This window comes from Crossiella sp. S99.2, assembly GCF_023094165.1.
In the GTDB taxonomy this organism is placed as follows: Bacteria; Actinomycetota; Actinomycetes; order Mycobacteriales; family Pseudonocardiaceae; genus Crossiella.
In genome coordinates this window covers 16,823-41,626 of sequence record NZ_JALMDK010000028.1, presented here as the reverse complement: position 1 = coordinate 41,626, position 24,804 = coordinate 16,823, and the positions used below count along the sequence as shown (strand labels likewise).

Annotated in this window: 28 protein-coding genes; 13 read left to right on the top strand and 15 right to left on the bottom strand. The window is 70.6% G+C overall.

Annotation, left to right across the window (positions count from 1 at the left end):
- Positions 1–303 carry a hypothetical protein gene (locus tag MZC64_RS46890; protein ID WP_247766122.1) on the bottom strand — a complete coding sequence of 101 codons (303 nt, stop codon included), beginning with the start codon at positions 301–303 and terminating at the stop codon, positions 1–3.
- A gap of 48 nt (positions 304–351) precedes the next feature.
- Between MZC64_RS46890 and MZC64_RS46885 the strand changes: the two genes are divergently transcribed.
- The 4 genes from MZC64_RS46885 (at position 352) to MZC64_RS46870 (ending at position 2,395) form a co-directional block, all read left to right on the top strand.
- Positions 352–810, top strand: a complete 459-nt coding sequence (locus MZC64_RS46885; protein ID WP_247766123.1) for a DinB family protein — start codon at positions 352–354, stop codon at positions 808–810.
- 51 nt (positions 811–861) lie between these two features.
- The gene (locus MZC64_RS46880) at positions 862–1,290 is read left to right on the top strand and encodes a DUF4279 domain-containing protein (protein ID WP_247766124.1); all 429 of its coding nucleotides are present in this window, start codon (positions 862–864) and stop codon (positions 1,288–1,290) included.
- 214 nt (positions 1,291–1,504) lie between these two features.
- A complete protein-coding gene (locus MZC64_RS46875) occupies positions 1,505–1,666 on the top strand; it encodes a hypothetical protein (RefSeq protein ID WP_185002414.1) in 162 nt (53 codons plus the stop codon).
- Positions 1,667–1,828: 162 nt separating this feature from the next.
- The gene (locus MZC64_RS46870) at positions 1,829–2,395 is read left to right on the top strand and encodes a hypothetical protein (RefSeq protein ID WP_247766125.1); all 567 of its coding nucleotides are present in this window, start codon (positions 1,829–1,831) and stop codon (positions 2,393–2,395) included.
- Here the strand turns inward: MZC64_RS46870 and MZC64_RS46865 are convergent.
- Entirely contained in the window at positions 2,385–2,690 is a 306-nt protein-coding gene (locus MZC64_RS46865) for a helix-turn-helix domain-containing protein (protein ID WP_247766162.1), read from the bottom strand. The genes MZC64_RS46870 and MZC64_RS46865 overlap by 11 nt on opposite strands.
- Before the next feature lie 151 nt (positions 2,691–2,841).
- On the opposite strand from MZC64_RS46865, the gene MZC64_RS46860 reads away from it, so the two are divergent.
- Complete coding sequence (locus tag MZC64_RS46860; RefSeq protein WP_247766126.1) at positions 2,842–3,441, top strand: NADPH-dependent F420 reductase; 600 nt, start codon at positions 2,842–2,844, stop codon at positions 3,439–3,441.
- 3 nt (positions 3,442–3,444) lie between these two features.
- Here MZC64_RS46860 and MZC64_RS46855 read toward each other — a convergent pair whose 3' ends face one another.
- A complete protein-coding gene (locus MZC64_RS46855; RefSeq protein ID WP_247766127.1) occupies positions 3,445–3,891 on the bottom strand; it encodes a hypothetical protein in 447 nt (148 codons plus the stop codon).
- Positions 3,892–3,976: 85 nt separating this feature from the next.
- Between MZC64_RS46855 and MZC64_RS46850 the strand changes: the two genes are divergently transcribed.
- Positions 3,977–4,717: a Sir2 family NAD-dependent protein deacetylase gene (locus MZC64_RS46850; protein WP_247766128.1), complete on the top strand. Its 741-nt coding sequence runs from the start codon at positions 3,977–3,979 to the stop codon at positions 4,715–4,717.
- 16 nt (positions 4,718–4,733) lie between these two features.
- On the opposite strand, the gene MZC64_RS46845 is transcribed toward MZC64_RS46850, so the two are convergent.
- A complete protein-coding gene (locus MZC64_RS46845; RefSeq protein ID WP_247766129.1) occupies positions 4,734–5,237 on the bottom strand; it encodes a hypothetical protein in 504 nt (167 codons plus the stop codon).
- A 125-nt stretch (positions 5,238–5,362) separates the two neighbouring features.
- Between MZC64_RS46845 and MZC64_RS49050 the strand changes: the two genes are divergently transcribed.
- From MZC64_RS49050 to MZC64_RS46825, 4 genes are all read left to right on the top strand, one after another.
- Entirely contained in the window at positions 5,363–6,358 is a 996-nt protein-coding gene (locus MZC64_RS49050) for a helix-turn-helix domain-containing protein (RefSeq protein WP_247766130.1), read from the top strand.
- Positions 6,359–6,528: 170 nt separating this feature from the next.
- Positions 6,529–7,485 carry a hypothetical protein gene (locus MZC64_RS46835; RefSeq protein ID WP_247766131.1) on the top strand — a complete coding sequence of 319 codons (957 nt, stop codon included), beginning with the start codon at positions 6,529–6,531 and terminating at the stop codon, positions 7,483–7,485.
- Between the two features lie 74 nt (positions 7,486–7,559).
- Entirely contained in the window at positions 7,560–7,895 is a 336-nt protein-coding gene (locus tag MZC64_RS48460; RefSeq protein ID WP_282107029.1) for a hypothetical protein, read from the top strand.
- A gap of 1,180 nt (positions 7,896–9,075) precedes the next feature.
- A complete protein-coding gene (locus MZC64_RS46825; RefSeq protein ID WP_247766132.1) occupies positions 9,076–10,095 on the top strand; it encodes a site-specific integrase in 1,020 nt (339 codons plus the stop codon).
- Here the strand turns inward: MZC64_RS46825 and MZC64_RS46820 are convergent.
- Positions 10,061–10,585 carry a hypothetical protein gene (locus tag MZC64_RS46820; RefSeq protein WP_247766133.1) on the bottom strand — a complete coding sequence of 175 codons (525 nt, stop codon included), beginning with the start codon at positions 10,583–10,585 and terminating at the stop codon, positions 10,061–10,063. The genes MZC64_RS46825 and MZC64_RS46820 overlap by 35 nt on opposite strands.
- Before the next feature lie 195 nt (positions 10,586–10,780).
- Positions 10,781–12,205: a type I glutamate--ammonia ligase gene (gene glnA / locus MZC64_RS46815; protein WP_247766134.1), complete on the bottom strand. Its 1,425-nt coding sequence runs from the start codon at positions 12,203–12,205 to the stop codon at positions 10,781–10,783.
- Positions 12,206–12,422: 217 nt separating this feature from the next.
- Between glnA and MZC64_RS46810 the strand changes: the two genes are divergently transcribed.
- Positions 12,423–12,881, top strand: a complete 459-nt coding sequence (locus MZC64_RS46810) for an RDD family protein (protein ID WP_247766135.1) — start codon at positions 12,423–12,425, stop codon at positions 12,879–12,881.
- A 37-nt stretch (positions 12,882–12,918) separates the two neighbouring features.
- Here the strand turns inward: MZC64_RS46810 and MZC64_RS46805 are convergent, their stop codons facing one another.
- The 4 genes from MZC64_RS46805 to MZC64_RS46790 form a co-directional block, all read right to left on the bottom strand.
- Positions 12,919–13,662 carry a DUF4191 domain-containing protein gene (locus MZC64_RS46805; RefSeq protein ID WP_247766136.1) on the bottom strand — a complete coding sequence of 248 codons (744 nt, stop codon included), beginning with the start codon at positions 13,660–13,662 and terminating at the stop codon, positions 12,919–12,921.
- Between the two features lie 51 nt (positions 13,663–13,713).
- Complete coding sequence (lipA, locus tag MZC64_RS46800; RefSeq protein ID WP_247766137.1) at positions 13,714–14,715, bottom strand: lipoyl synthase; 1,002 nt, start codon at positions 14,713–14,715, stop codon at positions 13,714–13,716.
- A 64-nt stretch (positions 14,716–14,779) separates the two neighbouring features.
- Complete coding sequence (locus tag MZC64_RS46795) at positions 14,780–15,715, bottom strand: oxidoreductase (protein WP_247766138.1); 936 nt, start codon at positions 15,713–15,715, stop codon at positions 14,780–14,782.
- Between the two features lie 116 nt (positions 15,716–15,831).
- Positions 15,832–16,353 carry a hypothetical protein gene (locus tag MZC64_RS46790; protein ID WP_247766139.1) on the bottom strand — a complete coding sequence of 174 codons (522 nt, stop codon included), beginning with the start codon at positions 16,351–16,353 and terminating at the stop codon, positions 15,832–15,834.
- Between the two features lie 119 nt (positions 16,354–16,472).
- On the opposite strand from MZC64_RS46790, the gene MZC64_RS46785 reads away from it, so the two are divergent.
- Positions 16,473–17,138, top strand: a complete 666-nt coding sequence (locus MZC64_RS46785) for a TetR/AcrR family transcriptional regulator (protein ID WP_247766140.1) — start codon at positions 16,473–16,475, stop codon at positions 17,136–17,138.
- A 20-nt stretch (positions 17,139–17,158) separates the two neighbouring features.
- Complete coding sequence (locus MZC64_RS46780; protein ID WP_247766141.1) at positions 17,159–18,094, top strand: LLM class F420-dependent oxidoreductase; 936 nt, start codon at positions 17,159–17,161, stop codon at positions 18,092–18,094.
- A gap of 53 nt (positions 18,095–18,147) precedes the next feature.
- Here MZC64_RS46780 and MZC64_RS46775 read toward each other — a convergent pair whose 3' ends face one another.
- The 5 genes from MZC64_RS46775 to MZC64_RS46755 form a co-directional block, all read right to left on the bottom strand.
- Positions 18,148–18,615 (bottom strand): helix-turn-helix domain-containing protein, encoded by a 468-nt coding sequence (locus tag MZC64_RS46775; RefSeq protein WP_247766142.1) that lies wholly within the window; start codon positions 18,613–18,615, stop codon positions 18,148–18,150.
- A 17-nt stretch (positions 18,616–18,632) separates the two neighbouring features.
- Positions 18,633–19,733, bottom strand: coding sequence for a serine hydrolase (locus tag MZC64_RS46770; protein WP_247766143.1), 1,101 nt, complete (start codon positions 19,731–19,733; stop codon positions 18,633–18,635).
- A gap of 37 nt (positions 19,734–19,770) precedes the next feature.
- Complete coding sequence (locus tag MZC64_RS46765; protein WP_247766144.1) at positions 19,771–22,926, bottom strand: BTAD domain-containing putative transcriptional regulator; 3,156 nt, start codon at positions 22,924–22,926, stop codon at positions 19,771–19,773.
- 167 nt (positions 22,927–23,093) lie between these two features.
- Positions 23,094–23,834: a lipoyl(octanoyl) transferase LipB gene (gene lipB, locus MZC64_RS46760; RefSeq protein WP_247766145.1), complete on the bottom strand. Its 741-nt coding sequence runs from the start codon at positions 23,832–23,834 to the stop codon at positions 23,094–23,096.
- A gap of 9 nt (positions 23,835–23,843) precedes the next feature.
- On the bottom strand, positions 23,844–24,752 hold the full coding sequence (locus MZC64_RS46755) for a TIGR01777 family oxidoreductase (RefSeq protein WP_247766146.1): 909 nt from the start codon (positions 24,750–24,752) through the stop codon (positions 23,844–23,846).
- Between the last annotated feature and the right edge of the window lie 52 nt (positions 24,753–24,804).

Below are 24,804 nucleotides of genomic sequence, written 5' to 3'. Positions count from 1 at the left end.
TTACGGCGTGGCTTGCCCGGCGGGCACGGCGGCGATCTCTTCGTCGTCGTCCTCGTCGGGGAGGTCGTCCTCGTCCTCCTCCAACGGCGGCGCGTCGTAGACATCGACCACCCACTCCTCCAGCAGCACCTCGCCGCTGTCGTCGTTGGCGCCCTGCAGGACCACGCGATTGCGCACGGTCACGCCGAGTCCGAGCCGCTCGGCGGCCTCCAGGGACTCGACCGCGTCGGCGAGGTTGTCGTAGAAGTGGCTGACAATGCGGGTGGGCACATCGGGCTCGTCTTCGCGGAGACTGTCGGTCACGCCTGGCAAGCTACTCGCCGAGGAGCCGGAACGCGGGGAGGCACGAGCGTGATCAGCGAGGCGGACTACCTGTTCTTCGTCGACCGGGCCCTGGACGGTATGACCGAGGTGCTGCTGGAGCTGGGTGACGAGCTGGCCAACCGGAAGCCGGACCTGCCGGGGGCGAACACGCCCTACCAGATCCTGACCCACTGCCTGGGCGTGGTCGCCTTCTGGGGCGGGCAGGTGGTGGCCGGGCGGGAGGTCGAGCGGGACCGGCCAGCCGAGTTCACCGCGGCCGGGCCGGTGGCCGAACTGGTCGAGCGGACCGCGGTGGTGCGGGCCCGGTTCGGCGCTGACGTGGCCACCGCCGAGTACGACCAGCCGGTCCGGCGGGAGCCGCCGCCGCACTGGCGCACCTTCCCCGGCGGCATCAGCCAGGGCGCGGCGCTGCAGCACGTCTACGAGGAGCTGGCGCAGCACCACGGTCAGCTCCAGGTCACCAGGGATGCCCTGCTCGGCGGTTGAGCGTTCACCGCGGTCTGCCAGGATGAGGGCTGTCGTCCAGGAGGAGTGAGAGTGGCCATCTCCCGCGCCAGCGCGTCCCTGCGGTTGTTCAGCACCAAGGCCGCCGCGGCCGTGGTCACCGAAACCCTCGGGTTGGACCCGACCACCGTCGCCGAGCGCGGTGAGCCGATCGGCAAGAGCATCTCGACCCTGCGCGAGCAGTCCATGTGGCTGCTGGAGAGCGAGGCCGAGCCGGCCGAGCCGCTGTCCGCGCACCTGGAGTGGCTGCTCGACGAGCTGGACGGGAAGCTGGGCGCGCTCGCCGGGCTGCTCGGCGACTTCGAGGTCGACGTGTGGTGCACGGTGGAGGCCACCAACGGCCAGGGCCAGCTCACCTTCACCCCGGCGCTGACCGCCCGGCTGGCGGGCCTGCCCTGCCCGTTCTCGGTCGACCTCTACCTCTCCGATGCCGAGGATGAGGACGAAGAGGACGAATTCTGAAGATCTTGTCCAGGTATCCGGACCAACTCCAGGGTGCAAGGCGGATTGTCATCCCACGCGGGTAAGCGCTGGTCAACAGCGTGTTTGCGATCATTTGCGCGGCGTCCGGAATCGATTCCGACGCGCTCCGCAGTCGCAGATTCGCCTGATGGGGTGACGCGGACCGGCCTAGCCTCGTGGGCAGTTGGTTAGTACCCGGCTGGAGGAGGACGTAATGGTCGAGCAGAACGGGCAGTCGCCACGGGCCGCCAGTGACCAGGCCGCTCGGACATCGCCGGTGCACCGCGCCCCCTCGCCCATGCTGTTGGCCGAGGCCGCGCGCGCCCGCAAGGAACGGGCCCAGGCGGAGACCCAGCCCCAGGAGCACCAGTCCTGACCCTCTGACTCAAGGAGTCCCAGGGCCGGGCGGCGACACGCTGCCCGGCCCTCGGTCTGTCTGCCCTCGGTCTGTCTGCTGAGTGCGGCCGCGACCACAGGTGGACGCGGGCTGACGACCCCGGTCGGTACCAAGGAGACAGCAGAGTGGACGGGGGAGCGTGTGGACGACCGGGTGTACTGCTGGCACATCCCGCTCAAGGAGCACCTGGCCGTGCACCGGCTGGCCGGCCAGTACCAGGGCGCGCTGCGCCGACTCCCGCAGCTGCACCCGTGCGCCCCGCCCTGGCTGCGCTTGCCACTGCGCGAGCTGGGCCCGGCCGAGCGCCTGCGCTACACCGAGGTGCAGGCCATCACCGCGGCCGCGCGGGAACGGCTGGCCGAGGTCCCGGCCCGGGAACTGGTCACCGGCCGGGTCATCCGGCGGCGCGGCACGGTGGCGCTGGCCGTGACCGGCGACCTGCGACCGGTGCGCCGGGCGCTGGCGGCCGCGGTGGCCGGGGTGCTCGGCAGGCGCCCGCGGTGGCCCCAGCCGTCCCGGCTGCTGCTGGCCGAGCACACCGAGCCGGTTGACGGGGCTCAGCTGCGCCGGATCCTGGCCGCGGTGCGGGCCGAGCCGGTGCGGATCCCGGTGGAGTGCGTGTCGCTGGCGTTGCTGCGCAGGCACCGCGGGCAGCGGCTGTGGAGCGAGCTGGACCGGGTGGAGCTGGGCCTGCCGGTCAGCCGCTGAGTTCCTCGGCGGACTCCTGCGCGGCCAGCACCTCGTCCCCGTGCCGGTAGGCCCAGGCGCCGAATGCCTCGATCGGCCCGAGCAGGCTGCGGCCCGGGTCGGTCAGCCGGTACTCCACCCGCGGCGGGGCCTCCCGGTAGCAGTCCCTGGCGATCAGGCCGTGGTAGGTCAGCCGGTGCAGGGTCTCGGTGAGCACCTTGGTGCGGATGCCGCCGATCTCCCGGCGCAGCCGCACCGGCCGGCGCGGCCCGTCCTTGAGCGCCCACAGCACGACCGGGTTCCAGGTGTTGGCCATCAGGTCGAAGGCCAGCCGCGCCCGGCAGTCGGCCAGTAGGTCCCGTTCCAGCGTGAACACCGCCCCAGCCTGCCGCACTCGACGGACACCAAACGGTGCCCATCGTCCTTCCTACCGTGTGCCCATCGCCAACTCCAACGGAAGGAACCTGATGCGCATCGGCATCCTGGGCGCGGGCAACATGGCCGAGGCCCTCGGCACCCAGTGGATCCGCAAGGGCCACGACCTGATGATCGCCACCCGCGCCAACCCCGCCCCGCTGGCCTCCCGCCTGGAGGCCCGCACCGGCAGCTACGCCGAGGCGGCGGCCTTCGGCGAGGTGCTCCTGCTGGCCGTGCCCGCGGCCGCGGCCCTGGACGTGCTCACCGAGGCGGGCGCGACGGGTCGCACCGTGATCGACTGCACCAACCCGGTCGGCCCCGACTGGACCCTGACCACCAAGGACATCAGCCTGGCCGAACAGCTCGCCACTACCGGCGCGCACGTGGTCAAGGCGTTCAACCTGTGCCACGTGGATACCTGGCGGCTGACACCCCCGGTCTTCGCCGGCCGCCCCCTGGTGGTCCCGCTCTGCGGCGACGACCCCACCGCCCTGGACCAGGTCCAGACCCTGGTCCGGGACCTGGGCTGCGATCCGGTGGTGGCCGGTCCGCTGTCCAGGGCCGGACTGCTGGAGGCCACCGCGGCCTTCGCCATCGGGCTGTGGATGCGGGGTGCGGACGCCCAGGCGATCCTGCCGCCGCTGGGCTGAGCCTCAGTCCCAGTGGTTGAAGGTCAGCTCGCCGACGGTGTCCGGCCGCCAGTGGCGGATCTGCTTGTGCTCGAACGTGTTCAGCTCGCTGAGGTCCACTCTGGACAGTGGGGTGTCGAGTTCTTCCTTGGTGTAGACCCGGAATTCCGACCTGGCCTGGAGCAGCTCGGCCCAGGGCGGCTCGTTCCGGAAGACCGGTGGCGCGCCGGGAGTTGTTGACACCTCGGCGAAAGCGAGCAGGAACAGCGAGTCGTGGCAGAGCAGCTCGAAGCGCCGCTGCCGTTCGTTGACGCGGGCGGTGACGTGGTTCGGTGTCCCGTCGGGGACCAGGAACTCCTCGACGTGGGCGCCGAACTCCCGGGCCACGGCGGTGATCAGGGTGCGGAAGTGCTTCGGGCCGGGGCCGGGGGTGGTGATGTTGAAGCTGGTCGAGCCGTGCGGGAGGCGCATGTGGACAGTGTGCCGTCCGCGATAGTGCCTGGGCGCCCCGGAAACCGATGGCCCGGCCGGTCCGCGCTGACTAGCCTCGGCGACCATGACCGACTGGGCGCGCGGGGTGCGGCGGATCGCCGTGCTGACCGGCGCGGGCATCTCCACCGACTCCGGCATCCCCGACTACCGGGGCCCGGACGGCATCTGGACCCGCGATCCCAAGCTGGCCAACCTGTTCACCCTGGACAACTTCCTGTCCGACCCGGAGATCCGGCAGCGTTTCTGGCAGCGTTACCTGGCGCACCCGGCCTGGCTCGCGCAGCCCAACCCAGCTCACCTGGCGCTGGCCGGGTTAAGCGCGGGGCCCGCGGTCCGGGTGCTGACCCAGAACATCGACGGCCTGCACCAGCGGGCCGGGGTGCCCGCCCGCAAGGTCCTGGAACTGCACGGCAGCATGCATGGCGCCGTCTGCGTCGGCTGTGCCGCGCGCACGCCGACGCCGGCGGTGCTGGACAGGGTCCGCGGTGGTGAGCTGGACCCGTCCTGTGTGGACTGTGGCGGCATCCTGAAGCTCGCGGTGATCCTGTTCGGCCAGCAGTTGGACGGCGAGGTCATCGGCAAGGCGCGCACGATCGCCGCGGCCAGTGAGGTGTTCCTGGCGGTGGGCAGTTCGCTGCAGGTCGAGCCGGCCGCCTCGCTGTGCGCGGTGGCGGTGCGGGCCGGGGCGAAGCTGGTGGTGGTCAACGCGGCGCCGACGCCCTATGACGAGTACGCGACCGAGGTGATCCGCGAGCCGATCGGCGTGGCGCTGCCCCGGATCTGCCAGGCGTTGCTGGCCAGGTGATCCGGGGCCGCGGGGGTCAGACCAGGCCGGTGAGCCGGTCGGCCAGGTAGGCGAGTTTGGCGTCCTGGTCGCGGGCGGATTCCAGGTAGTGCGACCAGGCCACCCGCTCGTGCGTGGTGGGGCCGAGCTCCCACACGCACTGGGTCGGGGTGAGGCCGTCCGCCTGCTGCACGGGGGTGAACGGGCCGCCGCCGGTGCTGGCGTAGGCGGCCTGCCACATCTCGTTGACGCCGCGCCACAGACACAGCAGCACGAAGAGCACCTCGCCCGAGCTGTGCAGCACGACGAACCCCAGGTCACCGCGGGTCACTACCCGGCCGTCGGCCACCTCGGCGGTGAGGAACTCCCGCGCGCGGGCGCGGTCCACGGCCGGGATTGGCTGGTCAGGGCGGTGCACGTGGTACCACTTCAGGCAGGTGCCGGGCAGCGCCAGCTCCTCCGCCGGCGTGACCTGCTTGCGCAGGTGCGTCCAGGCCGGGTCGATGTTGCCCAGCGTGGACAGGTCAAGGGTGTCGGGCACGGCGATGCTCCCCGGTCGTGGTGCCGCCCAGTGCGGCTCGCCGCCTACCCTGCGCCCGCGGCGGGCCGCTCCGCCCACCATTTCGCGCTCGCTTAATTGACGGACCCGGCGTTTACCCTGGGGCCGTGATCAGCCTCCGGATGCGTGCCGAGGACCTGACCAAGGTCCGGCTGGCCCGCTCGCCGCTGTACGAGGTGACCGGCAGCCTGCGCACCCTGGGCGACCCGGCGCGGCACTTCGTGCACCAGCGCTGGATCGCCGCGGCCCGCCGCGAGATCACCGGCCTGGACCTGACCGTGGCACTGGCCCTGACCTGCCGCCCCGGCTGGCTGCCCGACTTCCTGCTGCTCCCGCCCGCGGGCTGGGACACCGACTTCGGCGCCGAACTCGACCAGCTGCTGGCCACCCCGGCCACCGCGGTCCGCTCGGCGCTGGAAGAGCTGGCCCCAGCCGCCGCGCTGCCACCCGCACTGCGTCCACTGCACGCCGATCCGGCACGCGAACTGCCCCGCCTCGCCGACACCCTGGTCCGGTACCGGCGGCTGGTCATCGAGCCGAGTCAGCCGCGGATGAACGCGGTGCTGGACGCGGAGTTCACCAGGCTGGCCACCGGCCTGGCCACCGGCGGCACCGCCGCGGCGTTCGACCGACTGCACCCGGATGTCCGCTACACCGATGGCAGGCTCGACATCGACCTGGCCAGGCATTCCGGCGAGAAAGATCTTCCGGGGAACGCGGGATTGCTGCTGGTGCCGACCGTGTTCGCCTGGCCGACTCCCTTTGTCGTGCTGAACGAGCCCTATCGGCCGACCTTGGCTTATCCACCGCACGGCGTGGCTTCGGTCTGGCGAAATCCCGGCGATGCGGAATACGATCTGCCGTTGGGTGATCTCATCGGCCGCAGCCGCGCTTTGTTGTTACTGCAATTGGATTTACCCAGGTCGACCACGCAACTGGCCGCCACGGTGGGCCTGACCGCGCCCGCGGTCAGTCAGCACCTGTCCGTACTGCGGCGCAACGCCCTGGTCACCTCACAGCGGCGGGGCCGGGAGGTGCTGTACGTGCGCACCCGGCTGGCCAGTCAGCTGCTGGCCACAGTGGACCAGAGCGAGACTGGGTAAACGTTGGCGACTGGTCCGAATTGATTTTACCTTGAACCGGACTCGGTGCTGCTTGCCCGATCGGGCAGCATTTGGGACCCTCGATGGCGAGCGGCGGTATTTCCCGCACCGCACTGGGCTCTACTGGACTGAAGGGGCAATTTCGCCCGTCACGGCAAGGGGGAAACACCGTGCTGGAAGTGGAACTCGACATCTTCTCCGGAATGCCGAACCCGACCTGGCGACTCACCGACACGCAGGAACGCGAGCTGATCGAGCGGGTCACCGCCTACCCCGACCAGCTCTCGCCGGTGGCCACCGAGGACGAGCAGTTCAGCCTCGGCTACCGCGGCCTGCTGGTCCGCATGATCAAGTCCACCGACGGCGCCTGGAACGACACCCAGCTGGCCGACGGCGCCGGCCTCCCGCTGACCTTCCGCGTCGGCAGCCGCCCGGCCGACGAGCCGATCGCCGACTGGCTGCTCGGCACGTCCAGCTCGGTCAAGGACAGCGGCGTGGACGACGAACTGACCGAGATCGCCGGCCAGGGCGTCAGCCTCATCCAGACCGCGGCCCAGTCCATGGCGCCCACCGACCGCGTCCAGCAAGCCACCGAAGGCGAAAACCCCGACCAGGCCAACGAGTCCGGCGACCTGGGCGTGCAGGGCGGCACCTGGTGGGCCTGCGGCTCGAACGTGTTCAGCGCCAACGCGAACTACTTCAACGACCCGGCCCACGTCACCCGAAACAACTGCTACTGCTTCGCCAGCAACCACCTCGCCGACGTCCGCTACGCCCTGCCCGGCAGGCGCGGCGGCCGCCCGGCCACCGTGATGAGCTGCGGCAACGTCACCGACGGCCTGCGCGCCGACGGCTGGGTCGACGGCTGCCAGACCAACACCCTGACCATCGCCATGGTCATCTGGCCCGGCCGCGACTACCACTTCTACCGCCTGGTCACCGGCGGCCCGAACTGGTGGTGGGGCCACAAACCCGGCGGCACCCCCGCGAAGTACACCGACGACTGCGGCCACTCGATCTACCAGGAGAACGGCCGAGGCTACGCCCCGAACAACATCTGCCGCGGCAACTACACCGACTTCTGCGGCTACTTCTACCAAAACAACGACACGGCCTACGTGGCATGAAACCCCAGCTCGGCGTCGCACTGCTACTGGCGTTCCTGGTCGCGTGCGGCACACAGCAGTCAGGAGCCCCACCGGTGACCGACCCGATCGAAGTAGAACTCGACATCTACTCGGGAATGCCCAACCCGACCTGGGTGCTCTCGGCCACCGATTCGACCGAACTACGCCGCCGCATCGACGCGCTGCCCACGACCAAGGCCGCGGCCCCCGCGGAGAACCTGGGGTATCGGGGGTTTCTGGTGCGGCTGGCCGAGGGGGCTGAGCCTGCCCGGGTTCGGCAGGTGGTGCGGCTGGCGGACAAGTCGGTGCGGGATGCGGGGGATCGCGGGTTGGAGCGATGGCTGCTGGGCACCGGGCGGGGGAAGGTGCCGGCGGACGTGATCGCCGTGGTGGAGAAGGAACTTGGGTAGGGATCGCGGGTTGGCAACTAGTGCGTCCGTGAGTTCGAAACGGCCGAGGGCCGGGTGGTCGCACTGACCACCCGGCCCTCGGCCGTTTCAGTTACCGCGGATCACACGTCGTAGGAGTGCCACAGCCCGTCCCTTACCAGCGTCGCTTGCATCCGCACCCGTTCTGGCCTGCTGGTTCTCTGTCGATGTTGGTCGTCGTTGGTTGACCTTCGTCGGCCTCAGACGGCCTGGAACGCTTGGGAGTCCAACTGCAAGTAGTTGGTTGAAAGGTCGCACACCTGTTCGATTTCTAGTTGAAAGATGTCCACATGTAGTGTGATCTACTGCTACGTAACACTAGATGTTGCGATCGAGGTGTGAGTGTCGCCTAGGATTTAACGTGCTTCTAACGTAAGCTGCGGCTGCGAGCATGAAAGACCCCGACTGGGGTCTATACCTCAGCCGGGGTCTATGCGTTGGTCGCGCAAGGTGACCCTAACAAGGCAGCGTCGGATGGCAACAGGGCTGTCCGAGGCTTGGTAGTAACGCTTGCGGAAAGGCGGTTCCTGCCATGGCTGGCAAGAAGCTGCCCCCGGGTACCCCTGCCCCTTCGTCCGGTCAGTACAAGATTCCCGGAAGCAAGACCGAAGTCACTGCGGTCGAAGGTAAGCCGCTCCCCCCGACGCCTAAGAAGGGTCAGGGGTACGTCCAGGTCGACAAGACCAAGCACAAGGGTGACTGACATCGGGGTGCGGTCTCGGCCTAGGCGGACCTACGGTCTCCCTGTGGCGCTGACCGGCAGGTCGTGACGCGTCTCGGAGTTTAAGAGGTCGGGCCGAGAGCACCATCTCGGCCCGACCTAGCTGTAGCTACGCCAGTTTTCGTTGGCAAGCCGGTGGGTTGGTCGATCCGGTCACGGGTCGAGCTGTCTACGGGAGCGGCAGCGATTGCCGGAAGCAGTCAATCAGGGTGACCGAGCTGGCGATCGTGACGGCCTGGTACCGCTGGCAGTTCGACTTTGGTATCGGCGCGCGGCCACCGGCACCGGCTGGGAACCGCGGGTTCGCCGGGCGCAGCGGCGGGTCGGGCGCCGCAGCGGAGCGGATGGCGGCCGTGCCCGGATGGGTGCGCCCGGCGAAGGCAGTGCGACCATCCGGGCACGCGCCGCCTGGCGGCGCGCCTTGATCCGGACAAGGGGCGGGTGCTGTTCCGGAAGCTCGGTGAGGACTGGCTGAACTCGCGGACGTTCGATGACTCGAGTCGGGAGGGGACGGAGTTCCGTCTCAAGCTGCGTGTGTTGCCGTACTTGGGAGACAAGGAGATCCGGGCGATCCTGCCGTCCCACATCCAGGAGCGGGACCGGGAGCTTCAGAAGAAGGGGCTCGCCGAGACGTACCGGAGGACGATCTTCGCCAACATTTCGGCAATCTTCCCGGCCGCGATCGACGATGAGCGGATTACGAAGAACCCGTGCAACGCGAAGTCGGTGACGAAGCCGCAGGGCGAGTACCCGAAGGTGGTGCCGTGGCCGGAGGAGCAGGTGCACGCGGCGCGGGCCAAGTTGGGGGAGCGGTACCGGGTCATGATCGATGCTGGGGCTGGGTGCGGGCTCCGGCAGGGTGAGGTGTTCGGGCTCTCGCCGACTGACGTCACTAAGGATGGCCAGACGTTGCGGGTCGAGCGGCAGATCAAGATCGTCCGGGGGCGCCTGGTGTTCGCGCTGTCCAAGCATCGGAAGGTGCGGGAGGTGCCGCTCTCCGCGACCGGGAATGCCTCGATCAAGGCGTACAGCGAGAAGTTCGAGCTGCTGCCGGTGACGCTGCCGTGGGAGGAGCCGGACGGCAAGCTGGTGACGGTGAACCTGCTGCTGTACACGCGGGAGCGGAAGCCGATCTACCGGCACTCGTTTAACCACCACGTGTGGAAGCCCGCGTTGCGGGAGGCCGGGGTGAAGGATCCGAAGTGGGCAGATGGGTTCCACGCGCTGCGGCACTTCTTTGCCTCGCTGCTGCTCGATGACGGGATCAGCATCCGGGCACTGGCCGAGTTCCTCGGGCATGCTGACCCGGCGTTCACACTGCGGGTGTGCACGCACCTGAGCCATCCAGTCATGAGCGCACTCGTGGTGCCGTTGATCGTGTATTCAGCAGCACTAAGAGGGAAGCGGCTTGACCATACCGCTGGCGTTACTCGCCATTGGCGAGGTCACGAGCCAGCGTGACCGTGAGGTCGTCGAGACTGGATTCGATCACTGGCCAGGAGATTTGCTCCGGTGGCGCCTGCTCCAAGGCGACGTAGCCGGTCATCATGTCGAGCTTCTCGACGTGGGTGAGAACCGACGGTGCGGTCTGAGGCGACAGCAAGCGCACGCGCCCCAGAAGGAGATCCATCTGTCGGCGGTCGATGTCACCGGCGGACTTCGCGTTGACCCAGTGGCTCCACAGCTTCGGAGAAGGGGATCGCCCGATGATCATGTGGTGCTGGAACTCCCGAAGGTTGCGCTGCCACTTGTCGACGGTCGCAAGTACGTCGGCGTACAGATCTCGCTTCTGGTCAGTGAATCTGTGGCGGTCCTCGCGCACCCACTGGCTTTCGCGGAGCTTGAACTCTCGCCGTCCTTGCATCAGTTGGCCAACCACAACGCCGGCAAGCGCGATCAGGGCACCGATCGCAGATGCACCCAACGGGATGAGCAGGTTGATGTTGGTCATGCGGACACCGTGAACCGTCAGTGTCACCGAGTGATGCCGACAGGGACACAAATGGCCGAGGGCCGGGTGGTCGTGGTGACCCACCCGGCCCTCGGCCGTTGGAACTGCTGGCGTCTTAGGTCGTAATCACACGGCCTGGGGACGGCCTGCCCAGGGCATCAGACCAGGAAATGCCTGGTAGGAGCCCGGGAGCGATCACACGTCGTAGTAGAGCGCGAACTCGTACGGGTGCGGGCGGAGGCGGATCGGGTCGATCTCGTTCTCGCGCTTGTAGGAGATCCAGGTCTCGATGACGTCTGGGGTGAACACGCCGCCCTCGAGGAGGAAGTCGTGGTCGCGCTCCAGGTTGTTGAGGACCTCGTCCAGGGAGCCGGGGACCTGGGGGACGTTCTTGGCTTCCTCGGGGGGAAGCTCGTACAGGTCCTTGTCGATCGGGGCCGGGGGCTCGATCTTGTTCTTGATGCCGTCCAGGCCGGCCATCAGCATGGCGGCGAAGGCCAGGTACGGGTTGCCGGAGGAGTCCGGGCAGCGGAACTCGACGCGCTTGGCCTTGGGGTTGTTCCCGGTGATCGGGATGCGGATGCAGGCCGAGCGGTTGCGGGAGCTGTAGACCAGGTTGACCGGGGCCTCGTAGCCGGGGACCAGGCGGTGGTAGGAGTTCACCGTCGGGTTGGTGAAGGCCAGCAGGCTCGGGGCGTGGTGCAGCAGGCCGCCGACGTAGTGCCGGGCGGTGTCGGACAGGCCGCCGTAGCCGGACTCGTCGTGGAAGAGCGGGGAGCCTTCCTTCCACAGCGACTGGTGGGCGTGCATGCCCGAGCCGTTGTCACCGAAGAGCGGCTTCGGCATGAAGGTGGCGGTCTTGCCGTTGGCCCACGCGGTGTTCTTGACGATGTACTTGAACAGCTGCAGGTCGTCCGCGGCGTGCAGCAGGGTGTTGAACTTGTAGTTGATCTCGGCCTGTCCGGCGGTGCCGACCTCGTGGTGGGCGCGCTCGACGGTGAAGCCGGAGTCGATCAGGTTCAGCGTGATCTTGTCGCGCAGGTCGGCGAAGTGGTCGGTCGGGGAGACCGGGAAGTAGCCGCCCTTGAACTTGACCTTGTAGCCCTTGTTGCCGCCCTCTTCGTCGGTGCCGGTGTTCCACCAGCCCGCGACGGAGTCGATCTCGTGGAAGGAGGCGTTCTCGGTGGTGTCGAAGCGCACCGAGTCGAACAGGTAGAACTCCGCCTCGGCGCCGAAGAAGCAGCTGTCGGCGATGCCGGACTCGGCGATGTACTGCTCGGCCTTGCGCGCGATGTTGCGCGGGTCGCGGCTGTACGGCTCCCGGGTCAGCGGGTCGTGCACGAAGAAGTTGATGATGAGGGTCTTCTCGATCCGGAACGGGTCGAGGCGCGAGGTGGCCACGTCGGGCAGCAGCAGCATGTCCGACTCGTGGATCGACTGGAAACCACGCACCGAGGACCCGTCGAAGGCGAGGCCCTCCTCGAACGTCTCGCGCTCGAACGAGGTGGCCGGCACGGTGAAGTGCTGCATGATGCCGGGCAGGTCGCAGAACCGCACGTCAATGAACTTCACATCGTTGTCAGAGATGAAGCTCAGGACCTCGTCGGGATTGGTGAACACCCTCGTTGGCTCCTTCGTCGTTGTGCCGGCAGGGCCGGCGTGCTCGCACGCGGTCAGGAGAACCGGTGCGGGACCGGCCCTGTTGCCAGCAGACCGTATGACCATGGTGTTGCTCGGTCATCACCCGAGTGTTTCACCGGTGTTAACGACACCCCATTTCGGGGAACGGCGCCACCTGGTCGGGGCAAGGTCAACCGCCCGTCCTACCCTTGACACCGTGAGCAGGTGGACGGGTTCGTGGCTGTCAGGACCGGGCTCGGCGCGGGAGAGTGATCCGGCGGCGGAACCTGGTTACCGAGGGGAGCGACTCGGGCTCCCGGAGGCCGGGCTGGGCTCGGTGGCCGGTACCGGTCGCCGGTTCCTGGCCCTGCTCATCGACTGGTTGCCGGGCGCGTTGATCGGCAACTTCCTCACCACCAACCCGGCGGTGTCGGCGATGGCGCTGTTCGCGTTGCTGACCGTGGTCAGCCTGGCCGCCTTCGGCCGGACCCCCGGGCACTGGGTGGCGGGCATCAAGCCGGCCTCGCTGGCCGGCGCCGGGGAGCGGATCTCGTTCGGGCATTCGGTGCTGCGCACCCTGCTGCTGTGCCTGGTGATCCCGCCGCTGGTGATGGATGTGGACGGACGTGGCCTGCACGACCACGTCGCCCGCACCGTCATGACCATCGCGCGCTGACCTGCCGGGAGCCGGGCCGCCAGGGCCCGGCGGCGGCTCAGCGGCGGCGGATGGTGCGCTGCACGTTGCGCATCTTCGCGCCCTGCGGCAGCGGACCCTTGGGCAGGGCCGCGCCGCGGCTGGCCAGCGCGGAGAGCCGCTTCTCGATCACGTCCATCTGCGCCACGGTGATGTTGCGCGGCAGCTTGGACAGGTAGGTCTGCAGGCGGCGCAGCGGGACCTGCTTGTCCGCTTCCTCGTTGCCGACGATGACGTCGTAGATCGGGGTGTCGCCGATGATGCGGCCGATGCGCTTCTTCTCCTGCGCGATCAGCGGCTTCACCCGGTGCGGCGCGCCCTCGGCGACCAGCACCACACCCGGGCGGCCGAGCACCCGGTGCACCGCGTCGAGCTGGGTGGTGCCGGCCACTGCCTGGGTGACCCGCCACTTGCCGCGCAGGTTGTCCAGCGCCCAGGCCGCCGCGCCGGGCTGGCCGTCGGCCTTGGAGTACACGTTGCGCTGCACCCGGCGGCCGAAGATGCTCACCGCGATCAGCGCGCCGATGGCGATACCCAGCGGCAGCACCACCCACGGGTAGCCGATCAGCCAGCCGATGCCGAACACCACGCCGGTAGCGCCCAGCACCGAGAGGATCATCAGCGGCACCAGCCACTTGTCCTCACGGCGCTGCATCTTGAACGCTTCGAAGATCTGCTTGCGACGTGCCTTGGACGCGGCGCGCTTCTCGCGGCTTGCCGCCTTGGCAGCCGCCTTGTCCGGCTTGGGGGGCTTCGAGGCCATGGTCCCAGGATACGGCCGTGGCCCCGGCTCACCTATTCGGGCGGTTGATCCTCACCTCGCGAGCAGGGCGGTGATCTCCTGGGCGCCCGGACCGGCCTCCGAGAGGTGGTTCAGGTGCTCGGGCACCTGCTCGCCGCGGAACTTCTTCGCCTGGGCGTAGAGCCGGCCCGCGCGGTAGGAGGAGCGGACCAGCGGGCCCGCCATGACCCCGGCGAAACCGATCTTCTCCGCGGTCTCCTTGTGCTGCACGAACTCCTCCGGCTTGACCCAGCGCTCCACCGGGTGGTGGCGCAGGCTCGGCCGCAGGTACTGGGTGATGGTGATGATGTCGCAGCCCGCGTCGTGCAGGTCCTGCAGCGCCTCGGTGACCTCCTCGGGGGTCTCGCCCATGCCGAGGATCAGGTTGCTCTTGGTGACCAGGCCGAACTCGCGGGCCTCGGTGATCACCTGCAGGGAGCGCTCGTAGCGGAAGGCAGGGCGGATCCGCTTGAAGATCCGCGGCACCGTCTCCAGGTTGTGCGCCAGCACCTCGGGGCGGGAACCGAAGACCTCGGCCAGCTGCTCGGGGTCGGCGTTGAAGTCCGGGATGAGCAGTTCGACGCCGGTGCCCGGGTTGAGCGCGTGGATCTGGCGGACCGTCTCGGCGTAGAGCCAGGCGCCGCCGTCGGGCAGGTCGTCGCGGGCAACGCCGGTGACGGTGGAGTAGCGCAGGCCCATCGCCTGCACCGACTCGGCGACCCGGCGCGGTTCCTCGGCGTCGAAGTCGGCGGGCTTGCCGGTGTCGATCTGGCAGAAGTCGCAGCGCCGGGTGCACTGGTCACCGCCGATGAGGAAGGTGGCCTCGCGGTCTTCCCAGCACTCGTAGATGTTGGGGCAGCCGGCTTCCTCGCAGACCGTGTGCAGGCCCTCGCGTTTGACGAGGCCCTTCAGCTCGCGGTACTCGGGACCCATCTTCGCCCTGGTCTTGATCCACGAGGGCTTCTTCTCGATGGGCGTCTGGCTGTTACGAACCTCCAGCCGCAGAAGCTTGCGGCCCTCGGGCACCACGGTCATGACCGCCAGCCTACGTCCCCGGGGCCGGGGACCCCAGCCCAGCGGGGGAGTGGCCGATCACACGTCAGGCCGGGTCGGGTGCGATCCCGGTCAACTCGCCGCTCAGCTCGTACAACCCCGCCGCCACCGCGACGTCCTGGGACTCCGGTGAGCAGGCCGCCAGGCCAGGGCCGCCCCACACCTCGCCCGCGCCGGCCGGGCCGTAGTACTGGCCGCCGCGCACCTCCGGCGCGGTGGCCGCGTATAGCTGGGACAGCACGCCGCGCTCGGGGCGCATGGTGGCGACCTTGTTGAACAGGTTGACGCCCAGTTCGAGGACCTTGTTCTTGCGGGCCCGGCCGCCGTTGGCGCCCAGTTCGGTGTCGGTCAGGCCGGGGTGCGCGGCCAGGCTGCGCACGTCCAGGTCGGCCGCGGACAACCGGCGGTCCAGTTCCTGGGCGAACATCAGGTTGGCCAGTTTGGCCTCGCCGTAGCCGGCGAAGGCGTTGTAGCGGCGGCGTTCGTAGTTGAGGTCGTCCAGGCGCAGCGTGGTGCGCCGGTGCGCCAGGCTGGACAGGGTGACCACCCTGGCGCCGGGGCTTTGCCGCAGCGCGGGCATGAGCAGCCAGGTCAGCGCGGCGTGGCCGAGGTGGTTGACGCCCATCTGGGTCTCGAAGCCGTCCGCGGTGCGGCCCAGCGGCGGGCAGAACACGCCCGCGTTGTTCATCAGCACGTGCACCCGGTCGCCCGCGCGTTCCCGGATGTCCGCGGCGGCGGTGCGCACCGAGGCCAGGTCACCGAGGTCGAGGCGGACCAGCTCCACCTTGGCCCGCGGCGCGGTGGTGCGGACCTGGTCGACGGCGCGGGCGCCGCGTTCCGGGGAGCGGCAGGCCAGCAGCAGGTGGGCGCCCTTGGCGGCCAGCGCGTAGGCGCTGTGCAGGCCCAGGCCGGAGTTGGCCCCGGTGATCACCACCGTGCGCCCGTTCTGGTCCGGCATGTCCTCGGCCGTCCAGTTCCGCATGCCGTCCACCCCGTCTCGCCGCCGTCGGGGGTTCAGTGTCCTCGACACTCTGACCAACGCACCGGGCGGCCGGGAGTTCCGCCGCCGCACCCGGTCACCGGGTGCGGCGGGGTGACTCAGGCGCTGGCGGCGAAGCCGCGGAAGAAGTTCCGGGTGGAGGTGCAGCGGGTCGGGCGGGCACCGTCGCGGGCCAGGGCCAGGAAGGCCGCGCCGACGCGTTCGATCTGCTCGGCCGGTTCGCGGGCGTCGGCCAGGCCGGTGACCAGGGCCAGGGTGCGCTGTTCGTGCGCGATGGCGGCCGGGATGGTCTGGGCGCCGGCGTCGAGCAGGCGGCGCAGGGTGGGTTCCTCGGCGGCCAGGCGCTGCCAGGCGCTGGTGGCGGCCTCGACCCGGTCGCCGTGCTCGTGCAGGGCGAGTTCGAGGTGGCCGGTCAGGCGCAGCATCCAGCGGTAGTGCAGGGCGGCCAGCAACTCGGCGCGGTCGGCGAAGGTTTCGGAGACCTGCTTGGCCAGGGTCGACCCTGATGCAGCGGCGTGCGGGGCGTCCTCGAACGGCAGCACTGGATCCCCGGTCCGTTCGGCCTGACGCAGCACGGCGTTGATGACATCGCGCCGTCGGTAGAAGTCGTTCCAGCTCATGACGCCCCTCCTTGCCGTGGACCGCCCGTACCCGGAGTTTCCGGCGTACTGACGGTATGGCTCCGACACGGAGAACATACCATGAGTACGTACTGTCGGTATGTCGTAGTGTTGTGAGTATGGCGACAGCGCGGCCGCGGCGTATGGAATATTCGGAATCCACCAGGCAGGCCCTGGTGGACAGCGCCATGGAGCTGTTCAGTCGGAAGGGCTACGCGGGCACCTCGCTGGATGAGATCGCGGCCAGGGCCCGGGTCACCAAGGGCGCGCTCTACCACCATTTCGGCGGTAAGCAGGCGTTGTTCGAGGCCGCCTTCGACGCGGTGGAGACCGACATGCTGGCCCGGCTGGCCAAGATCGTCTCCCAGCCCGGCGACCCGTGGGAGAGTGCGATGGCGGGTCTGCGCGCCTACCTCAAGGTCTGTCTGGAGCCCTCCTACCAGCGGATCGTGCTGCACGAGGGTCCGGTGGTGATGGGCTGGGAGCGCTGGCGGGAGGCCGAGGAGCAGTTCAGCTACGGCCTGGTGCGGGCCACCGTGGTCGGGCTGGCCGAGTCCGGCGAGATCGACGACCTGCCGATCGAGCCGATGTCCCGGCTGATGTTCGGCGCGCTGGCCGGCAGCGCCACCCAGATCGCCAACGCGGCCGATCCGAAGAAGGCCAGCGAGGAGGTCGGCCTGTGCATCGAGCGGGTGATGGCCGGGCTGCGGCTGCTGCACAAGGTGGGCAACGCCGAACCGATCCGGGTGGAGGCCGCCACACCGCGCCGGACGCGCCGCCGCTGAACCCGGGTTAGCGTGTGCCGGTGGACTTCAGGATCTTCACCGAGCCCCAGCAGGGGGCGACCTACGACGATCTGCTGCGGGTGGCGCGGACTGCCGAGGACGCCGGTTACGACGCGTTCTTCCGCTCCGACCACTACCTCAAGATGGGCTCGGTCAGCGGCCTGCCCGGCCCCACCGACGCCTGGGTGACGCTGGCCGGGCTGGCCAGGGAGACCAGCCGGATCCGGCTGGGCACGCTGATGACCGCGGCCACCTTCCGCTATCCGGGACCGCTGGCGATCCAGGTCGCGCAGGTGGACGAGATGTCCGGCGGCCGGGTGGAGTTCGGGCTGGGCGCGGGCTGGTTCGAGACCGAGCACGCCAACTACGGCATCCCGTTCCCGGACGTGGCCGAGCGCTTCGACCGCTACGCCGAGCAGCTCGCGGTGATCACCGGTCTGTGGCGCACGCCGGTGGGCGAGACCTTCAGCTTCGACGGCGAGCACTACCAGCTGACCGACTCCCCTGCGCTGCCCAAGCCGGTGCAGGCGGGCGGTCCGCCGGTGCTCATCGGTGGCCGGGGTGCCAAGCGCACGCCTGCGCTGGCGGCGCAGTACGCGGCCGAGTTCAACCTGCCCTTCGCCGACCCGGCCACCGCGGTGCGCCAGTTCGAGCGGGTCGAGGCGGCCTGCACGGCCATCGGCCGGGACCCCAAGGAGATCACCCGCTCGGCCGCGCTGGTGCTCTGCGTTGGCCGGGACGAGGCCGAGGTGACCCGCCGGGCCGCGGTGATCGGCCGCGAGGTGCCTGAGCTGCGGGAGAACGGGCTGGCCGGCACGGTGGCCGAGGCGGTGGACAAGCTGGGCGCCTGGCGGGAGCGGACCGGGATCAGCCGGATCTACCTGCAGGTGCTCGACCTGAACGATCTGGATCACCTGGAGCTGGTGGCGACCGAGGTCATGCCGCAGTTCGCCTGAGCGGACCGGAGAACGGGGCCGGACCCACGCCGAGCGTGGGTCCGGCCCCGCTGTCAGGACTTGAGCTGTCCGGCGATGTCCGCGGCGGCGGCCAGCAGGATCAGCACCGGCACCATCGCCGTGGCGCGCAGCCGGTACCGGCCGCGGCCGTCCTGGTCCACCAGGCCGCTGGCGGTCAACGGCTTGAGGTGGTGGTAGAGCTGGCCGGTCGAGCCGACCTCGGCGGCGGCCTGGAGTTCGGCCGCGCCCTGCGGGCCGTGTTGGGCGAGCACGCGCACCACCTTGGCCCGGACCGGGTGGCCCAGCGCGGCCAGCACCTCGAGCCGCGGGCCGTCCGGCAGGCCCAGCACCCTGGCCACCGGCAGCGTGATCGTCCAGTCCAGCTCGCCCGGTTCGGTGAGCCTGCCCTGGTAGGAGACCACGCCGCCGGTGTCGGCCAGCACCTGCTCGGCGATGCCCTCCAGGGCCGCCACCCTGGCCTCCAGTTCGGCCACCCGGCCGGCCAGCTCCGTCTCGCTCATCGGCTCAGCATGCCCGGCTACCCGCGCAGTGCCCGCGCGACCCTGCCCTGCCAGGCCGGATCCAGCATCAGGTCCTCGAACACCGGGAAGAGCAGCGAGCCCTCGGCGTTCATGGCGGTCCAGTCCGCCAGGCTCAGCTCCTGGAGGAGCAACGCCGCCGAGCCGACCCGGCCGTCGTTCCAGCGGGTGTAACCGGCCAGTACCAGCACCCCGGCCAGCGAGCCGCCCTTCCAGCCGATGCCCGCGACGCCGGGCGGCAGCGAACCGGACCGGGTGTGTTCCAGGTGCCGCCGGGTGGCCTCGGGGAACCGGCCGGTGGCCGCGGTCCGGTGGAAGGCGGCCAGGGTGGCCGCACTCGCGCCGCCGCTGTCCCTGGCCCAAGCGACCTGGGCCTCCCAGGACGGGTGCGGGCCGGTGACGACGCGCGCCCTGGCCCGGTCCCGGAAGGCGGGTTCGGTCAGGAAGCGCTGTTCCAGCCGATCGCCCATCTCCCGCCGCGGCACCCCGGGCCGGACCTCCTCCGGCAGCAGCAGGTAGAGGAAGTCGGCCAGCTTGGAGCGGGTGTCCACGCCTGACCAGCCGCCGCGCAGCGCGGCCCGGCGCAGGGCGGCCGCGCCGAGGCGGTGCCGCAGGTAGTCGGTGGCCGCGTTGTCGCTGAAATAGATCATGGTGCCGGCGATCTGGTCCAGGGTGACCTGCTGCGCCGGGTTCTTGGCCAGCTTGGTCGCCGGGTCCGCCTCGATGCCGAGCAGCCGCTGGGAGTGCTCGTGCGCGCCGCCGTCGGTGTGCGGCAGGTAGAAGCGTTCCCACTCGCCGACGGTGACCTTGGTGTCCGGGGCCAGGCCGGAGAGCGTGTAGGCGGCCAGGTGCACTGGTTTGACCGCGGAGGCCAGTGGCTGGGACTCCTGCGCGCGGTGCGACAGGCAGGCGCGCGCGCCGTTGTCGGCGAAGACGCCGACCTGGTCGCGGTGGGTGGCCAGCCAGGCCAGCCAGCCCTCGCGGGTGCTGAAATCGCTGGTCGTGGACGTGCTGGGGGCGGCGTTGGCCAGGCCGGGCAGCAGCAGCGCGGACCCCGCGGTCAGCGCGCCGGCGGTCAGTAGGCGGCGTCGGGACAGCAAAAGAACCCCTCCTCTGGATTTCCGTAATTCCGGAAGTCTAGAGGATCGGAGTCCGTTCGTCAGTCAGGGTTTCGCCGAGCAGGGCCAGGCCGAGGTCCTGTTCCAGGCGCTGGCCGGTGCCGGTGGCCAGCCGGACGGCCTCCTCGGCGCTGGTACGGGCGGCGTCGGGGTCGCCGAGGTCGAGCTGGGCGGCGCCGAGGGCGAGCAGCGCGGCCGGGGTGAACCGGGTGGGTTCGCCCGCGGCGGCGATGAGGTCCAGGGCGGTGCCTGCGCTGTTCAGCGCGTCGCGAGGGCGGCCGGTCTGGCGGTGCGTGCCGGACTGGCCGAGCAGGGCGGCCACCTGGCCCCACACGTGCCCGCCGGAGGTGGCCAGGGCGTGCGCCTGGGCGTGCAGTTCGGCGGCGCGGCGGGGTTCGGCGCAGGCGGCCAGCGCGTTGAGCGCGTTGACCTCGGCGACCCGGTGCGCCATGCCGCGGGCCAGTCGCACCGATTCCTCGGCGTCGGCGCCTGCCCGGTCGTGGTCGCCGAGGTGGCGGCGGGTCTCGGCCAGCGCGGCCAGCACCTCGACCTCCATCCGCCGGTGGCCCAGTTCGCGGAAGGTGGCCAGGGCCTCGGTGAGCACGGTGTCGGCCTGGGCCAGCGCGCCGCGGGCGAGCTGGGCGCGGCCGAGCACGTAGTGGCCGTAGGTGGCCAGCAGCCGGGAGCCTTCGGCGGCGCCGATGGCCACGATGGCCCTGGCGTGCGTTTCGGCCTCGTCCAGGGCGGCCAGGGCCACGCACAGGTGGCCGAGGTTGGCCCTGGCCATGGCGTGCCGGTGCGGGTCGCGGGTGTCGGCGTGCGCGAGCGCGCTGCGCAGGTGCGCGCCGGCCTCGGTGAGCCTGCCCAGGTTGAGGCAGACCAGGCCGAGGTTGTTCAGCGTGGCCAGTTCGCCGTCGAGGTCGCCGAGCCTGCGCTGGATGCGCAGTGCCTGTTCGTAGTGCCCGGCGGCGGCCCGGTTGTCGCCGAGGGTCCAGTGCAGGGTGCCCAGGCTGAGCCGCATGGCGGCCTCGCCGGGTTCGTCGGGTTCGGCCAGCGCGGCGGCCAGGCCGGTCTCCACCACGTGCAGCCAGTCGGCGACGTGGCCGGTGTGGTGGAAGTAGCCGCGCAGCGCGTCGGCGAGCAGCCAGGAGTAGGCGGCGAGCGGGCCTGCGCAGATGGTGGCGGCGGCCACGATGTTGGCGGTTTCCGCGGTGAGCCAGGCGATCGCGGCCGCGGGGCGCGGGGCTGGGGCGGGCCGGGGCGCGGGCAGCGGGAGCTGGACGATCTCCGGGTAGAGGCTGCGGGCGGCGCCGCGGGCGGTGTGCAGGTAGTAGGCCAGCAGGGCGCGGCGTGCGGTGTCCAGTGCCTCGGCGGTCTCCTCGGCGGCGGCGCGTTCGGCCGCGTAGAGGCGGAGCAGGTCGTGTGCCTGGTACCGGTCGCCTGCCTGGTGCTGGACCAGGTTGGCGGTGCCGAGCTGGCGCAGCAGCGGCAGCGCGGCCTCGGGGGTGAGTCCGGCCAGCGCGGCGGCGACCTCCTTGGTGAAGTCGTTGCCGGGCACCAGGCCGAGCAGCCGGAACAGTCGTTGGGCCGGTGGGTCGAGCATGTCGTAGGACAGGTCGAAGGCGGCTTGCACGGCGGTGGCGTCGTCGCCTTCGATGCGCAGTCCGGCCAGGCGTTCGGCGCTGAGTTCGGCCACGTAGTCGGCGATCCGCGCGCTGGGCCGCCCGGCCAGGTTGCCCGCGGCCACCCGCAGGGCCAGGGGCAGGTGACCGCAGAGGCGGGCGAGTTCGGCCGCCGCGGCGGGTTCGGCGGCGACCAGTTCGGGGCCGAGGATGCCGCCGAGCAGGCGGCGGGCGTCGGCGGGGGAGAGGACTTCCAGGGACAGTGGGCGGGCGCCGTCGAGCACGGTCATCCCGCGCAGGGCGTTGCGGCTGGTGATGAGCACCGCACACCCGGGTTCGCCGGGCAGCAGCGCGCGGACCTGTTCCGGGCCGATCGCGTTGTCCAGCACGATGAGCAGCCGCCGCCCGGTGAGCAGCGAGCGGTACTGCGCGGCGCGTTCCTCGGGGTCGAGGGGGATCTGTTCCGGGGTGACGCCGAGGGCGCGCAGGAATCGGCTGAGCACGTCGGCGGGGGCCAGCGGCGGGCCGGGGGAGTAGCCGTGCAGGTTGACGTAGATCTGGCCGTCCGGGAAGTGCGCGCGCACTTCGTGCCCGGCCCGGATGGCCAGCGCGGTCTTGCCCACGCCGGGTGGTCCGGTGAGGGTGACCACGGGCACCGACATGGCCGAGCCCGCGCCGCGCAGCAGATCGCCGAGGTGGGTGATCTCCGGGCCGCGTCCGACGAAGTCGGCCACGCCGGGTGGCAGCTGGGACAGGCCGCTCTGGCGCGGGGCGGTCGTGACGGGGGTGCTGGTGTGCGCGGTGGCCGGGCCGAGTGAGCTGTCGTTGTTGAGGATGGCCCGGTGCAGGGCGCGCAGTTCCTCGCCGGGGTCCACGCCCAGGTCCTCCGACAGCCTGCCGCTGACCGCCTGGAACGCTTCGAGGGCCTCGACCTGCCGGTTGGAGCGGTAGAGGGCGAGCATGAGCTGGGCCCAGAACTGTTCGCGCAGCGGGTACTGGCCGGTGAGCCCGTACAGCTCGCCGACGACTTCCTGGTGCGCGCCCAGCCGCAGCCGGGCGTGCAGCCGGTCGGCCACCGCCTGCAGCCGCAGTTCGTCCAGCCAGCGGGCCTCGCCGCACTGCAGGGATTCCGAGGGCACGTCGGACAGCGCGGCGCCGCGCCAGAGGGCGAGTGCCTCGGTGAGCAGTCCGACGATCCGGCCGGGGTCGTCGCCGGCGAGTTTGACCTGGTCGGTGAGCCGCCGGAAGCGGTGGATGTCCAGGGATTCCGGGTCGAGTTCGAGGCGGTAGCCGTCGGGTTCGGTGTGCAGCTGCACGCCGCCCAGGGCCTGGCGCAACCGCATCACGTAGACCTGGAGGGTCTGCCGGGGCTGGCTGACCTGCTCCTCGCCCCAGACCCGTTCGGCCAGTTCGTCGAAGGCCACGTGCTGGTTGGCGCGCAGCAGCAGACTGGCCAGCACGGTCCGCTGTTTCGCGGCTTTCACCGCGATCGGCTGCCCCCCGCGCAGCACCTGAAGTGGACCGAGCAGACCGAAGGACAACGGGCCGTGCACAGACACCCTCCCCTGGACCGGACCCTCCGGCGCATGACCCCCAGCTTCCGGACAGCGAGGGGCCAGCTTACGTCGGTGAGTGGCGGGATTGGGCACGTCAGGGGTGGTGTAACCCCCGATCGGAGCAGTGCGGGCTAGGTCCGGCGGTTATCTGATCACTCGGAGTGTCAGTTCGGCAGCGCGAAAGTGATTCCGGGAGCGCTCAGTTCGGGACGCGGCACCCAGCATTCGGACAGCGGCAGCGCGCCGGAAAGCGCGTCCAGGACCGCCTTCTCGGCCAGCGGTTCGACCTCGGCCACGGTGACCTGGCGGCCCAGTTCGGCGCTGAGCGAGGTGACCCCGGCATCGGCGATGCCGCACGGGATGATCCGCTCGAACGCGGCCAGGTCGGCATCGCAGTTGATCTCGAAGCCGTGCATGGTGACCCCGCGCTGCACCCGGATGCCGATCGCGGCGATCTTGCGCTCGATCCGGGTCTCGTCGGCGGGCAGCCACACCCCGCTGCGCCCCTCGACCCGGCCGGCGGGCAGGCCGAGGTCGCGGCAGACCTTGATCAGTCCCTGCTCGACCCGGCGCACGTAGTCGACCACGTCCACCGGGTCGGTGAGCTTGACGATCGGGTAGCCGACCAGCTGGCCAGGCCCGTGCCAGGTGATCTTGCCGCCGCGGTCGACCTCGACCACCGGGGTGCCGTCGGTGGGCCGGTCCGCAGGCTGGGTCCGCTTGCCCGCGGTGTAGACGCTGGGGTGTTCCAGCAGCAGCAGGGTGTCCGGCCCGGCGCCGTCGGCACGGGCGTCCAGGACCTCGCGCTGGAGTTCCCAGGCCTTGAGGTAGTCGATGCTGCCGAGGTGGCGGACCAGTACGGGTTCGCCCGACTCCCGGCAGGACAGGGGATCGCTGTTGCGCACGTCTCGACCCTACGCCGCCGGTTCGCCTTCAGGCACGGCGGCGGCCAGGGCCGCGACCACCGTCGGGTGCTGGAAGACGTAGCCCTGCGCGCGCAGCACCCCGGGCAGCGCGCGCTGGCCGAACAACGCCATCTCCTGCGCGGTCTCCGCGCCGAGCACCAGTTTGAGCGCGAACTCCGGCACCACCCAGGGCGCGGGCCGGTGCAGCGAGTCGGCCAGCGCGGCGGTGAACTCGTTGTTGGTCACCGGTTCCGGGCCGGTGAGGTTGACCGGGCCGCTGACCTGGCTGTGTTCCAGGGCGAACCGGATCGCGCCGACCTCGTCGTCCAGGGAGATCCACGGCATGTACTGCGCCCCGCTGCCCAGCCGGCCGCCGAGCAGGAAGGAGAACAGCGGCCGCAGCCGCCCGAGCAGCCCGCCGTGCGCGGAGAGCACCAGCCCGGTGCGCACCCGCACCACCCGCGCGCCCACGTGCTCGGCCGGCTGGGTGGCGGCTTCCCAGTCCCGGCACAGCTCGGCCAGGAAGCCCGCGCCGGTCTCGGCGGTCTCGTCGATCTCCCGGTCGCCGGTGTCGCCGTAGTAGCCGACCGCGGAGCCGCTGACGAACACCGGGATCCGGTGCCGGGCAACGGCTTGCGCCAGCACGGTGGTCGGCACCAGCCTGCTCTCCCGCAGCCTGGCCTTGCGCTCCTCGGTCCAGCGTTTGTCGCCGATGCCCGCGCCGCCGAGGTTGACCACCGCGTCCGCGCCGTCCAGCGCGCCGTCGGCGAGCACACCGGTGGGTGGGTCCCAGCGGCGTTCGTCCGGGGCGGCAGGGGCTCGGCGTACCAGCCGGATGACCTCGTGGTCGTTCTCCCGTAATTCGCTCACCAGGGCGCTGCCGATCAGGCCGGAGGAACCGGCGATCACCACTCGCATGACTCGATCGTGGTGCATGCCAGGACATCGCGCGACCCGCCAATGGCCGAGA